Genomic DNA, 14,013 nt, shown 5'->3' with positions numbered 1-14,013 from the left:
CGACACTCTACTTTTGTAAAGTCAATTTATTAACTAACACTTGATTTTATGAACAAATTAGTATCGTTTTTCGAGATTCCTTGTAACAACTTCGACCGTGCCGTTAAATTTTACGAAGCAATATTCGACATTAGTTTGTCGACATTCGATTGTGAACATGAAAAGATGGCATTCTTTCCTGATGAGGACGGATTAGCTCCCGGGGCTATTTCGTGGGCTGAAAACTTTAAACCCTCACAAAACGGAGTGCTTATAAGTTTGAAATGTGAAGATATAAACGCTACCCTTTCCTTAATCGAAGCAAATAAAGGTAAGGTAGTAATTGCCAAGACGAAGATTGAAGCAGATAATCGTGGATATTTCTCTGTTTTTGCTGACTGTGAAGGAAACCATATAGGTTTGTATTCTGAAAAATAATTCGATCAAGCAAAATGAAGAGGGAGGCTTTCAAATTGAAGGCCTCCCTCTTTTATTTTAGATCACAGTCTTAATTAGCATTTAGCACAATTAATTGGCTTTAACTGTTGAAAGAAATCATTTCCTTTATCATCTACAAGAATAAAGGCAGGGAAATCGACCACTTCTATTTTCCAGATTGCCTCCATACCTAATTCCGGGTATTCTAAGCACTCCAGGCTCTTAATACTATTTTGAGCTAGGATGGCAGCAGGACCACCAATACTACCAAGATAAAAACCTCCATGCTTCTTACATGCGTCAGTCACCTGTTGACTACGATTTCCTTTTGCAATCATAATTAAGCTACCTCCTTGCGATTGAAATGAATCCACATACGAATCCATACGACCTGCAGTAGTTGGCCCCATGGAACCGCTGGCATAACCTTCAGGTGTTTTTGCAGGACCAGCATAGTATATAGGATGATCTTTAATATATTGAGGAAGCCCCTCTCCTTTATCTATTCTTTCCTGTAATTTTGCATGTGCAATATCACGTCCGACAATGATTGTTCCGGTCAGAGATAAGCGTGTCGAGACAGGATACTTCGTCAATTCGGCAAGAATTTCTTTCATCGGACGGTTTAGGTCTATCTTCACTCCCCCTGCTTCACCTGCATTACGATATGCTTCTGGAATCAGGCGAGCCGGATTATCTTCTAACTTCTCTAACCAAATACCATCCTTATTAATTTTGCCTTTAATATTTCTATCTGCCGAACAAGAAACTCCCATACCAACCGGGCAAGACGCTCCATGGCGAGGCATACGGACAACACGTATATCATGTGCAAAGAATTTACCACCAAATTGTGCTCCTAGTCCAAGTTCTTGAGCTGCCTGCAACAATTTAGCCTCCATTTCCAGATCACGAAATGCCTGACCGCCTTCATTTCCTGAAGTAGGCAAAGCATCATAATATTTAGTAGATGCCAGTTTAACTGTTTTTAAATTCGTTTCGGCCGAAGTACCCCCGATAACAAATGCAATATGGTAAGGAGGACAAGCTGCTGTTCCGAGCGACTTCATTTTTTCAATAAGGAATGCCTCCAGTTTACCCGGCGTTAGTAATGCTTTTGTTTCCTGATATAAATACGTTTTATTGGCGGAACCTCCTCCTTTAGCAACAAACAAGAATTTATATTCATTGCCATTTACTGCATAAAGATCTATTTGAGCCGGAAGATTAGTCCCCGTATTCACTTCTTTATACATATCCAAAGGCGCATTCTGAGAATATCGAAGATTATCTTCTGTAAAAGTATTATATACACCTTTCGATAGGGCTTCTTCATCATTACCTCCGGTCCATACATTTTGGCCTTTTTTGCCCATTATAATGGCTGTACCTGTATCCTGACAGAATGGGAGTATTCCCTTTGCCGATATTTCCGAATTACGGAGAAAGGTTAATGCCACAAATTTATCATTGTCGCTAGCTTCCGGATCGGATAGTATCTTAGCTACTTGTTCCTGATGTTCCGGGCGGAGTAAAAACTCCACATTATGGAAGGCATGCTGAGATAGTAATGTAAGAGCTTCAGGTGCTACTTTAAGAATTTCCTGACCTTCAAAGTTTGCAGTAGAAACAAAGTCTTTCGACAAGAGATAATATTCAGTTGTATCTTTACCCAACGGAAAAGTCTCTTGATACTTGAACGGAGATGTTGCCATGATTATATTTTTATAGTTGATTTATCTAATATACAAAAGTAGCAAATATTCACTATTTTATCAAGATTCACAGATTTATAAAAGATTTTAAATAAGTGCTTATTATACTAAATTACGTAAGGATCAATATCTTTATAAAAAAAACTTGTATATTTGCACATTATAGATCAAACTAGACTTACAATAAGCATAAACTCGAAAAAACAAAATCAAAAACAATGAATGCAAACAGGTATATCCTACTATTAATTTTAATGGTACTATTTCCTATATTTGCTTCCAGTCAAACATACAGACCTCCCACAAAAAGAGAGGCTGAACAGATAGGAAAGAAAACTTATATTCTTAGCAATGGAGATACTACTAAAGTTGTGAATACTGTAGGCAGTGGACTCCGAGATTCATACTCAAATTTCTTATTCCGCAAAGTGCATACTACTGAAGTCGATTCAATATTCTCTGATACAGAATCGGATTACAGCAGCCTGGAAGAAGCAGCATTGGATATAGATAAATTATTACGGGAGGTAGAACTAGAAAAGAAACTAAACAGTGGAAGAAACGATGCTTTAGCTTTTCGTTTAGCCCGAGATAATAGAGCTCTAAAAAGGAAAGAACGGACTGCAGCACAAACAGCAGACAGCCTATTAAAACAAAAAGATCCTTCTGTTCAAGAACTCACATCAATATATGTCGGATTTGAAGGTAAACCAACATATTATATCAATGGTGTGGAAGTTTCTCATTCGTTGGTAAATCAACTTTATCCGCAAGAAGTGATAAAACGCGAAATGCGTGTTAGTAATACTGTATCAGGAAATCCTTACGGAGAAGTGTGGATACAGGTTGCGGAAAAGACTCTCAATAGAATTAAAATCCCTGTGTATCTGACAAGCGACTATATACATGAGAGTACTGCGTCGGCAACAGTAGTAGACCCAACAATCATTAAAAAAAGGCCTGAACCCGCTCCTCTCCCAGTTGTAAGAAGAGAAATAACTGCCGACGGTAAAAAAATAGACGTACTTGTCACTCAACCCGAGATGAAAGATCAAAAGGATGAGAATACGACAAATAACAGAACAAAGGTTTTGACCAGAACAATTAATGATCAAAAAGTTGAAACGAATGGTAACCCTGTGCCCACATCTACTCCTACATATAATAATGTAAGAAGTAGCCAACCTGTAGTAAGAAGGGCTCAACCTACCCTAAACAAGGATACCTATAATTCAAAACAACAAATTAGCAATACAGAAAAAGATTCTGCACCCAAGAAATCTGTTCGTAAAATAAAAGAAAGGCAGCAGAACAAAGACTAATATTAATATAGCTTATGGCTTTAACAAACCATCTATAACTTCAGGAAAGTGCATATACTCCAATGTATGCACTTTTTTTGCAACCTGATCATAGGTATCGGTTGGCAATACTGGACATTTTGCCTGAAAGATAATATTCCCTTCATCATAATTTTCATTCACATAATGAATAGTTATGCCCGATTCTGTTTCTCCTGCTGCCACCACAGCCTTATGCACGTTATCACCATACATACCTTTACCCCCATATTTAGGAAGTAGAGCTGGATGAATATTAATTATTTTATTTGGATAGGCATGTAAAAGATTATCTGATACCTTCAGCAGAAAGCCTGCCAATACGATGAAATCAACTCTGTTTTGTAATAGACAAGCCAGAACTTTATCAGTTGTATCAAAATCACTCTTAGAAAACGTCACCGATTCGATATTTAACTCCTTGGCCCGTTCATGCACATAAGCATCTTTCTTATTAGAAACAATAAGAACAATCTCGACATAAGACTTATCCGAAAAGTACCTCACTATATTTTCAGCGTTAGAGCCTGATCCTGAGGCAAAAATAGCAATTCTAGTCATTGTATATTTTTTAAGACATCTGCACACAAACAAAAATAATGTGCAATTTTAACTATTTTATCCACAAAATATTTGTTTCATATGCATAAAAAACTGTTACTTTGCAGCGACAAAATTAGAATAAAAAATTTTATTAATAATCAAAACTAAAAATTATGTCAGAAGTAGCATCAAAAGTGAAAGCAATTATTGTTGATAAGTTAGGTGTTGAAGAGTCTGAAGTAACAGATACAGCAAGCTTCACTAACGACCTAGGAGCTGATTCACTTGACACAGTAGAATTAATCATGGAATTCGAAAAAGAATTTGGTATTTCTATTCCAGATGATCAAACTGAAAAAATCGCTACAGTAGGAGACGCAGTTTCTTACATTGAAGCAAATGCAAAATAATCTTTTTTCCAATATTTACTTATGGAATTAAAAAGAGTAGTAGTAACAGGTCTAGGTTCGGTATCACCGATTGGCAATAATGTAGAAACTACATGGAACAATGCCATCAAAGGAGTAAGCGGAGCTGGACCTATTACTCATTTTGACACGTCAAAATTTAAAACACAATTCGCTTGCGAGGTTAAAGATTACGATCCGTCTGTTTATTTAGATAGAAAAGAAATCCGCAAATGCGACAGATATACATTATTAGCCATTGGTTCGTCAGAAGAAGCAATTGCAGATTCGAAGTTAGACTTTTCGAAAGAAAATTGTGACCGAATAGGCGTTATCATGTCAGCCGGTATAGGTGGTATTAAAACTTTTGAAGAGGAAGTTGGATACTATGCTACACACGAAGATATGGGGCCTAAGTTTAATCCTTTCTTTATCCCAAAGATGATTTCGGATATTGCTTCCGGATTAATCTCTATTCGTCATGGACTTAGAGGTCCTAACTACGGAACAGTTTCGGCATGTGCTTCATCTACACATAGTGCAATATCAGCATTCGACCACATCCGTCTAGGTAAGGCAGATGTAATGATTGTAGGTGGCGCTGAAGCTGCTATTACAGCAGCAGGTGTTGGTGGCTTTAATGCAATGACAGCTTTATCTACACGTAACGACTCTCCGCAAACAGCTTCGCGCCCATTCAGTGCAAGCCGTGACGGATTCGTTATAGGTGAAGGTTCAGCTTGTCTTATATTCGAAGAGTTGGAACATGCATTAGCTCGCGGTGCTAAGATTTATGCAGAAGTAGCAGGAGGCGGTATGTCAGCCGATGCTTATCACCTTACTGCATCACATCCTGATGGATTAGGAGCAAAGCTAGTTATGAAAAACGCCTTACAAGATGCACATCTAAATCCTACGGATATGGATTACATCAATGTACATGGCACTTCTACACCGGTTGGTGACCCTTCAGAAATAAAAGCGATTAAAGAAGTATTTGGTGATCACGCCTACAACTTGAACATTAGCTCTACAAAATCGATGACAGGACACCTATTAGGTGCTGCGGGAGCTTTAGAAACAATGTTCTGTGTATTGGCTGTTCAAAACGATATAGTACCTCCTACAATCAACTTTACTGAAGGAGATGAAGATCCTGATATAGATTACAAATTGAATCTTACATTTAACAAGGCTCAACAGAGAACTGTTAATGTTGCCCTATCCAACACTTTTGGATTTGGAGGACATAATGCCTGTGTTATAGTAAAAAAGTTTAAGAAATAAGACACAACGTGCTTAAAAAGATATATCGAGGTATAAGGCTTCTTCCTAAACGAGGGAAGGAGCCTTATGTATCTTTTAGCAAAATACTTGGGTTCTATCCATACAATATAACATTGTATGACCAGGCCTTATTACACAAGTCATCTTCAATCAAATTGAAAGATGGCAGGTGGATTAATAACGAACGTTTGGAATTTCTTGGCGATGCAATTCTTGATGCCATAGTTGCAGATATAGTATTTAAAGAATTCGAATACAAAAAAGAAGGATTCCTTACTAATATGCGATCGAAGATTGTACAACGAGAAACGCTCAACAAACTTGCTTTGGAGATAGGTATAGATAAGCTTATCAAAACCTCGACCCGCAACATGACTCCTAATACTCATATGTATGGTAATGCGTTGGAAGCATTAATCGGCGCAATATATCTAGACCAAGGTTATCGTGCTGCAAAAAGATTTGTATTGGAACGTCTTATCCGTGAACATCTGAATATAGAAACTGTAGCCGAACAAGAAGCCAACTATAAATCAAGATTAATAGAATGGAGCCAGAAACAAAAGATATCGGTAAGCTTCGATCTTGTTGATAGTTTTGTAGATGACAACAACACTCCTATATTCAAAACCGCTGTGATAATACTCGGAGAACAGGCCGGAATAGGAACAGGTTACTCAAAAAAAGAATCACAACAAAAGGCAGCTAAAGAAGCCTTCAATAAACTTCAACGCAACACAAACTTCAGAAATCATATTTTTGAACTACACGAGGAACAACAGAAATTACAGAGCGAGACTTATTTAACCTCAGAAGAAGAAGAATCCTCTTCTGAACCTGAAAACGATTCAAAGGAATTATAATATACTGTATATTTAATAAAAAAGAGACTGCTCCTGAGAACAATCTCTTTTTGTATATTCAATTTTCTTCTTAATATTTGAAACTACTTCCACCAACAAATTCTCTTAACAACGATGTAGGAGGTAATTCTCTATCGTTTATATAATTAAAATATTTCAGAAACTTTAGTAATCGATGAGCCTCTGCGTACTCAGGCGCATTATTTGGCACTTGCGACAATATTGGTTCCGCATAACGACGTAATGCAGCAAACTCATACATCATAGCCGAGTTAAACATAACATCTGCATTCTCTTGATAAGGGAAGATCCATTTATCTTCGCCTTTGCGTACACTCTGCCACCGGGATAGAGTATCTATAGCAGAATAGTTACGATAGCGGTAATCGCGTATCAGACGACGCAACAGACGATTATCTGTAGTTGGAATCCAATTATGATTATCTAACGAAATAGTAGTTAACGCTGATACATATACTCTATATTTCTGATTATCAGGAATACCAATCGTCAGATCCGGATTTAATCCATGTATGCCTTCAATAACAAGGATTGAATGATCATCGAGTTTTAATTTATCACCTTTATACTCACGCTGTCCGGTAGTAAAATTGAAAGTAGGTAAAGAAACCTCTTCTCCCTTCAGTAAGTTCTCCAAATCTTCATTAAACTTAGTAATATCCAAAGCATATAAAGACTCAAAGTCATATCCCCCGTTTTCGTCTAACGGTGTATGATCTCTATCCACAAAGTAGTTATCGAGAGACAACCCTACGGGCTTCATCAGATTAACCATCAATTGTACTTCCAACCTCATACGGAAGGTTGTTTTGCCTGAGGATGATGGGCCTGATATCAACACCACACGTACTCCGTCTTTAGAACGAGTAGCAATCTCCTCGGCTATGTTAGCAATTGTTTTCTCTTGATAAGCCTCCGATACCTTTATAACACCAGGCATTAGTCCCTCTTTGTTAGCCTTATTCATATCGCCGACATTATCCAAGCCAATAATATTTAGAAATTCAAGATGCTCCTGATATACATTATACATCTTAGGTTGCTCTATCATTGGTTCCAATACCACAGGATTGCTACGATTAGGAATGCGGAGCAATAAACCATCGTGATATAACTGCAAATCATACAGACTTATATACCCTGTAGAAGGAGCAAGACAGCCATAAAAATAATCGACAGAATCGCCTAAACGATAATATTTAGAGTACATTTCGCCAGTAGTTTCAAGGAGTAAGGCTTTATCGTCAAAACCTCTTTCTCTGAACATTTTCACAACCTGTTCTGTTTCCTCTTCCACTCCTTCGAATTTCATATCTGCGTCTATATACTCTTGTATCTTAGCTTTAATAGCTGCAATAGCATTTTCATCTATAACAGTAGATACATTAATTATTCGGCAGAAGTACCCCAAAGATATCGGATGTTCTATATATAGCTGCCCTTCAGGAAAAACTTCCGAAACTGCCTTTGCTAATAAAAAACATAGTGAACGCACATATGTACGCATTCCGGAAGGCTCTGACATATCAACAAAAGTCACAGTTTTATTATGGTAAATCTGATAATCCAGAGGTTCGGTCTTATTATTTACCCGCGCTGTGAGTACCTTATATTTTGTATTCGGTGAAAATTCTTTTAATACATCTATAAGATTTGTCCCTACTGGAAGATCTTTATATGTACTAGTATTTGTGCAATGAACAGTTACTTTATTTACCATGTTTTGTCTAGTTGAATTAAATGAAAAAACAAAGGATGTTTCAATAGAAAACATCCCTAATTATAAAGTTATAAAAATTATTGATTCAAATATCTTGGGGGGCTTTATTTAAACCTTTTTATGAAAAAAAATTGAACTATATCAAAGGCATACCAAGAAGTTCAGCATCCTTTCTCATTTTCTCAGGCCATATACCAGCCTGAATTTCACCAATATGCCCTTTACGTAAATAAAACATACAAAGACGGGATTGCCCTATACCTCCACCTATCGACTGAGGCAATTCTCCATCAAGTAGACGCTTATGAAAATATAATTCCTTCCGATTCTCCTGCCCCGATACCGTCAATTGCTGTAACAAAATATCCTTATCGACACGGATTCCCATAGAGGACAATTCCATCCCTTGTCCTAAAACAGGATTCCAAACAATAAGGTCTCCATTCAGCCCATGATATCCATTTTCTGAACGGGTCGTCCAATCATCATAGTCAGGGGCACGACCATCGTGAGGCTTACCATTACTTAAGTTGCCTCCAATACCAATAATAAACACAGCTCCATACTCTTCAGCAATTTTATTCTCCCGCTCCTTTGTTGTTAGGTTAGGATATCTTTGTAACAACTCTTCTGCATGAATGAATGTAATCTCGGATGGCAAAATCGGAGAAATTTCCGGAAAAGTCTCATATACAAGATACTCTGTACGTACCAAAGCTGCATATATCCGATTCACCACTTCTTTCAGAAAATCTAGATTCCTGTTTTGTGGCGACATTACCATTTCCCAATCCCACTGATCGACATATAAGGAATGAAGATTTCCCAGTTCCTCATCTGCACGTATAGCGTTCATGTCTGTGTATATCCCATACCCTTCATTAATTCCATAGTCGGCAAGGGTCAACCGTTTCCATTTTGCTAATGAATGTACAATTTCGGCACATTCATCTCCCATATCTTTTATAGGAAAATTCACTGCTCGTTCTACCCCATTCAGATCGTCATTAATACCCATCCCTTTCAGGACAAACAACGGGGCTGTGACTCTCCTCAACCTAAGTTCCGATGATAGATTTTGCTGAAAAAAATCTTTTATTTGTTTTATACCCAATTCGGTTTGTTGCAATCCAAGTAAAGCTTGGTATTGAATTGGCTTTATAAGATAACTCATTTTTATATTTTGAACGTTTTTACTATTAAATAAAAAACAAAGTTATCACAATTGCGTTAATATGAAAACAAAAGGAAGCTTTTTTAATAAAAAACGTCAAAAACTATCTCTAATATTTCTATAAAGGAGTAATTGAGTATTATTCAATAAAAAAGTCGAACTCTTTTTAGAATCCGACTCTTTATCTATAGTTTTAAATAATTACTTTCTCAAAATATACAACTCAGCCATATCTCCGGTAATCCTATTACCATCCAGATCCAACTGAATCAACGTATTCTCACCTACAAAATATTTATTTGGAGATGTTTTTATATCAGCACCTTCCAGAGTAATAGTATTCCCTTCGGTATTCCAAACATATTTTCCTTTCTCTATAATACTACTATTTTTCTTCCCTATGTATTCAACATTGCGAGTATAGGTACTATCATCTAAAACGATGGAAACAAGCATCCCTTCTCCACTAGCTGTAGGCAATGTTCCTTTATAAGTTCCCTGATAATCCAACGAATTCCTAGCATTATGTTCATCCGCAAGAGACTTAGCTATTTCAGAGAATTCATCTATTGATGCTGTCTCCTCCGGCTGTTTTTGAGTATTGCCTCCACAACTATAAAGCACGCCTATGGCAGCAATCATGACAAATAGTTTTTTCATTCTTTTTCTTCTTTATGGATTTTAACCTCGTAACCTAGTTTCTCTATTGCAGCCTGAAGATTTGCAACTGTTGTCTGAGTCTTCTTAAATTCTATTTGGACTGTCTTATTTTCAAGATCAACTTTCATATCTGTTACTCCTTTTTCAAAAGCAACAGTCTTTTCTATGCGCTTTTGACAATTTTCACAAGTCATTGACACGTCGAACAAAACCGTTTCTTTATCATTCTTCAGTGGCGCTTTTTTATTTTGGGCAACTAAAGTAGTTCCTAACCCAAACATAAGAACAAGCGTTATCAAAAAAATCTTCATATTCATAGTTTTCAGTATTGTGTTTATTACTTTAATAAACGGTTAATTATATATATTGTTTAGTTAAATTGCATTTTAATCACCCCATATCGCACAGACAAGTAACCAAATTCCTGTCTCCAAAGGCATTATCTACACGGGCTACATTTATCCAAAATTTATTTTGTTTCAAAAATTCAAGAGGATAAGCTGCCTTAGAACGAGGATAGGTATGTTTCCATTCATCAGCACAAACCTCATATTCTGGATGTGGAGCATTTACCAATACATTATCATCTTTTGTATATACTCCGTCTTCTACCTCCTTGATTTCTCCCCATATTTGATTCATAGTATCTACAAAGCGATTCAACTCTGCCAAGCTTTCGCTTTCAGTAGGCTCAATCATCAATGTGCCATGAACCGGAAAAGACAATGTAGGAGCATGATAACCATAATCCATTAAACGCTTAGCAATATCTGTTTCAGTAATACCTGATGTTTCTTTCACTTTGCGACACTCCAGAATCAGTTCATGCCCTACTCTTCCCGATGCGCCTCTATAAACGACGCCATATGTATCCTTAAAGCATTCGGCCAAGTAATTAGCACTCAATATCGCTATTTTAGTGGCACGAGTTAACCCAGAACCTCCCATCATACGAATATAGCCATATGTAATAGGCAATATGCCTGCACTTCCAAAAGGTGCTGAAGCAACTGTATTCACATTACTTCCATCCAGTTGAGGATGATGTGGCAGAAATGGAATTAAATGTTTCGCCACACAAATAGGGCCTTCACCCGGTCCACCTCCACCATGAGGTATGGCAAATGTTTTATGCAAATTCAAATGGCAGACATCGGCTCCTATAAAACCCGGATTGGTAAGTCCAACCTGAGCATTCATATTTGCCCCATCCATATAAACCTGTCCTCCATTATTATGAATAACATTACACATCTCTTTTATCTCTTTCTCAAATATTCCGTGAGTAGAAGGATAAGTTATCATACATCCTGCCAAGTTATCTTTGTGTAACTCAGCTTTTGCTTGCATATCAGCCAACACAACATTACCTTGAGTATCACAATCTACAGTTACAGTTTCGTATCCGGCCTGTATAGCAGATGCTGGATTAGTACCATGAGCCGACGCAGGGATCAATATTATATAACGATGCCCTTGGCCTATACTTTCCTGGTATTTACGAATTGTCATCAATCCGGCATATTCTCCGGCAGCTCCCGAATTCGGCTGAAAGCTTACACCGGCAAAGCCGGTTATTTCTTTAAGATACTCTCCTAATTCTCCTATAAGCTCAGTATAACCCTGGGTTTGTGATTCCGGAGCAAATGGATGTATATTCTGGAAACCACCTAATGATAAAGGAAGTAATTCCGATGCTGCATTTAGTTTCATTGTACATGATCCTAAAGAAATCATCGAATGCGCAAGAGATATATCTTTTCTATCAAGGCGCTTAATGTAACGCATCAACTCTGTCTCGGTATGATAGATATTAAACACCTCATGTTGCAAATATTCACTTTTCCGCAAGAAGTTATCCTTTATGATAATCTTTTCAGGCAGATCATCTATCATAAACACTTCTGTACGACCTACAGTTAAAGAGAATACTGCAAGCAATTCATGAGCTTTATATTCAGTAATTGTTTCATCTAAACTAATACCAACTTCTCCACTCTCAAAATAACGCAGGTTGACGTCTCTCATTTCTGCATACATCCGTAGAGATTCCTGATCGATACCACTAGGCAACGATACCTTCAACGTGTCAAAATACTGTTCGTTAAGAACAGTATATCCCAATTCTCTCAGTTCATCGGCAATCAATGCTGTCACAGAATGGATACGTTTAGCTATCGTCTTTAAACCTTTTGGGCCGTGGTACACAGCATAAAACCCAGCCATAGTAGCTAATAATGCCTGCGCAGTACAGATATTAGACGTTGCTTTTTCCCGCTTGATATGCTGTTCGCGAGTCTGTAAAGCCATACGATATGCCGGTTTCCCATATACATCTTTAGAAACTCCGATTATACGTCCCGGAACATTGCGTTTATATTCATCTTTAGTTGCAAAGAAGCCCGCTGAAGGACCTCCATAAAACATAGGAACTCCGAATCGTTGACTACTTCCAAAAGCAATATCTGCACCCCACTCTCCGGGAGGAACAAGTAAAGTTAGTGCCATAAGATCTGTCGCTACAGCAACTTTACAATCCGAAGCATGAGCTTTTTCTACAAATGCTCTATAGTCCACAATACTTCCGTTAGAATCCGGATATTGAATAACAGCTCCAAAGAAAGTATTATTAAGTTCAATAGTTCTATAATCACCTTCTACAACTTCTATACCTTGAGGTTGCATACGCGTATTGATTACAGCTAGTGTCTGTGGAAATATGCTTTTATCTACAAACAACTTATTCGCTCCACCTTTTATTTGCTCACGACTACGTAAGGCAAACATCATCGTCGCAGCCTCAGCTCCAGCTGTTGCTTCATCGAGTAATGAACAGTTTGAGAGAGGTAACCCGGTCAATTCGCTTACCATCGTTTGATAATTCATCAATGCCTCTAAACGACCTTGCGATATTTCAGCCTGATAAGGAGTGTATGAGGTGTACCAAACTGGATTTTCAAATACATTTCGGTAGATGGGAGCCGGTACTACAGTATCATACCATCCCATCCCTATATAGGATGCAGTTATACGGTTTTTAGATGCCATCAAAGCCATTTCTTCTGCATATTCATGCTCACTTAAAGCTTCTGGCAATTTTAATCCTTCTTGTAAACGGATATTTTGAGGAATAGTCTGATCTATCAACTCATCGAGGGATTTTACTCCAATTTTTTTCAGCATTACTTTTTCATCTTCAAGACTAATGCCGATGTGACGATTTTCAAATCTTTCGTGCTCCATGTATGTTTCTCCTTCGTATTTTATTGTAAATAAAAATTACTTTTAATCTCGTCTCCGATAGTCGTTAACGGCCCATGGCCTGAATAAATAACTGTTTCTTTCGGTAATCTCAGCAGTTTTTCTTTTATACCATTTATCAACTGCTGGTGATTTCCTCCTGCAAGGTCGCTACGACCTACACTCCCGCGAAATAACACATCGCCAACGAAAGCGCAACCTGCATCCTGATTATAAAAAACAATACTACCTGGAGAATGGCCCGGTATCTGCAACACAATAAACCTTTGATTACCAAAGGTCACTACATCATTCTCTTTAAGATATTTTCCTATTTTAGGAATCAGAGAGTTTTCGCTTTTAAAACCAAACATTTGTAATTGTTTCGGCATCTCCTCTAGAAGGAATTCATCCTCCTTATTCGCTTCTGTCTCCAACTGGAATTGTTCATATATAAAATTATTTCCAAATACATGATCAAAATGTAAATGAGTATTAAGCAGGTGTTTTACCACCAAATCATTATCAAGTATAAAATTAAGCAATGATACTTTCTCATCCGGAAAGAAGCAGCCGGGATCTATAATAACACATTCTTTGGTTTCATCATATGCAATATATGTATT

13 protein-coding genes are annotated in these 14,013 nt (G+C 37.4%); 5 read left to right on the top strand and 8 right to left on the bottom strand.

Annotation, left to right across the window (positions count from 1 at the left end):
• Positions 1 to 48 precede the first annotated feature (48 nt).
• Positions 49 to 417, top strand: coding sequence for a VOC family protein (locus JGH11_RS06180; RefSeq protein WP_201110701.1), 369 nt, complete (start codon positions 49 to 51; stop codon positions 415 to 417).
• A gap of 74 nt (positions 418 to 491) precedes the next feature.
• On the opposite strand, the gene JGH11_RS06175 is transcribed toward JGH11_RS06180, so the two are convergent.
• Positions 492 to 2,132: a fumarate hydratase gene (locus JGH11_RS06175; protein WP_201110700.1), complete on the bottom strand. Its 1,641-nt coding sequence runs from the start codon at positions 2,130 to 2,132 to the stop codon at positions 492 to 494.
• 218 nt (positions 2,133 to 2,350) lie between these two features.
• Between JGH11_RS06175 and JGH11_RS06170 the strand changes: the two genes are divergently transcribed.
• Positions 2,351 to 3,454: a hypothetical protein gene (locus JGH11_RS06170; RefSeq protein ID WP_201110699.1), complete on the top strand. Its 1,104-nt coding sequence runs from the start codon at positions 2,351 to 2,353 to the stop codon at positions 3,452 to 3,454.
• Between the two features lie 12 nt (positions 3,455 to 3,466).
• Here the strand turns inward: JGH11_RS06170 and purN are convergent, their stop codons facing one another.
• Positions 3,467 to 4,033 carry a phosphoribosylglycinamide formyltransferase gene (gene purN / locus JGH11_RS06165; protein WP_201110698.1) on the bottom strand — a complete coding sequence of 189 codons (567 nt, stop codon included), beginning with the start codon at positions 4,031 to 4,033 and terminating at the stop codon, positions 3,467 to 3,469.
• 155 nt (positions 4,034 to 4,188) lie between these two features.
• On the opposite strand from purN, the gene JGH11_RS06160 reads away from it, so the two are divergent.
• Genes JGH11_RS06160 through rnc form a run of 3 tightly spaced genes read left to right on the top strand, consistent with a single transcriptional unit; the run spans position 4,189 to position 6,572 of the window.
• Positions 4,189 to 4,425 carry an acyl carrier protein gene (locus JGH11_RS06160; protein WP_006798850.1) on the top strand — a complete coding sequence of 79 codons (237 nt, stop codon included), beginning with the start codon at positions 4,189 to 4,191 and terminating at the stop codon, positions 4,423 to 4,425.
• 21 nt (positions 4,426 to 4,446) lie between these two features.
• The gene (gene fabF / locus JGH11_RS06155; protein WP_201110697.1) at positions 4,447 to 5,709 is read left to right on the top strand and encodes a beta-ketoacyl-ACP synthase II; all 1,263 of its coding nucleotides are present in this window, start codon (positions 4,447 to 4,449) and stop codon (positions 5,707 to 5,709) included.
• Between the two features lie 8 nt (positions 5,710 to 5,717).
• Positions 5,718 to 6,572 (top strand): ribonuclease III, encoded by an 855-nt coding sequence (gene rnc, locus JGH11_RS06150; protein ID WP_201110696.1) that lies wholly within the window; start codon positions 5,718 to 5,720, stop codon positions 6,570 to 6,572.
• A gap of 70 nt (positions 6,573 to 6,642) precedes the next feature.
• Here rnc and JGH11_RS06145 read toward each other — a convergent pair whose 3' ends face one another.
• From JGH11_RS06145 to JGH11_RS06120, 6 genes are all read right to left on the bottom strand, one after another.
• Complete coding sequence (locus JGH11_RS06145) at positions 6,643 to 8,313, bottom strand: nucleoside kinase (RefSeq protein ID WP_201110695.1); 1,671 nt, start codon at positions 8,311 to 8,313, stop codon at positions 6,643 to 6,645.
• Between the two features lie 136 nt (positions 8,314 to 8,449).
• Complete coding sequence (gene asnA, locus JGH11_RS06140) at positions 8,450 to 9,487, bottom strand: aspartate--ammonia ligase (RefSeq protein ID WP_201110694.1); 1,038 nt, start codon at positions 9,485 to 9,487, stop codon at positions 8,450 to 8,452.
• 201 nt (positions 9,488 to 9,688) lie between these two features.
• The gene (locus JGH11_RS06135) at positions 9,689 to 10,147 is read right to left on the bottom strand and encodes a copper resistance protein NlpE (protein ID WP_201110693.1); all 459 of its coding nucleotides are present in this window, start codon (positions 10,145 to 10,147) and stop codon (positions 9,689 to 9,691) included.
• On the bottom strand, positions 10,144 to 10,458 hold the full coding sequence (locus JGH11_RS06130; RefSeq protein ID WP_236263887.1) for a heavy-metal-associated domain-containing protein: 315 nt from the start codon (positions 10,456 to 10,458) through the stop codon (positions 10,144 to 10,146). Before JGH11_RS06130 ends, JGH11_RS06135 begins: the two co-directional genes overlap by 4 nt.
• Positions 10,459 to 10,537: 79 nt before the next feature.
• The gene (gene gcvP, locus JGH11_RS06125) at positions 10,538 to 13,390 is read right to left on the bottom strand and encodes an aminomethyl-transferring glycine dehydrogenase (RefSeq protein ID WP_201110691.1); all 2,853 of its coding nucleotides are present in this window, start codon (positions 13,388 to 13,390) and stop codon (positions 10,538 to 10,540) included.
• 20 nt (positions 13,391 to 13,410) lie between these two features.
• The coding region (locus tag JGH11_RS06120) for an MBL fold metallo-hydrolase (protein WP_201110690.1) at positions 13,411 to 14,013 on the bottom strand (603 nt) is incomplete at its 5' end.

The organism is Dysgonomonas sp. Marseille-P4677 (assembly GCF_016652235.1).
Classification (GTDB): Bacteria; Bacteroidota; Bacteroidia; order Bacteroidales; family Dysgonomonadaceae; genus Dysgonomonas.
The sequence above is the reverse complement of the archived record's forward strand: the minus strand, read 5'-3'. Positions and strand labels throughout refer to the sequence as shown.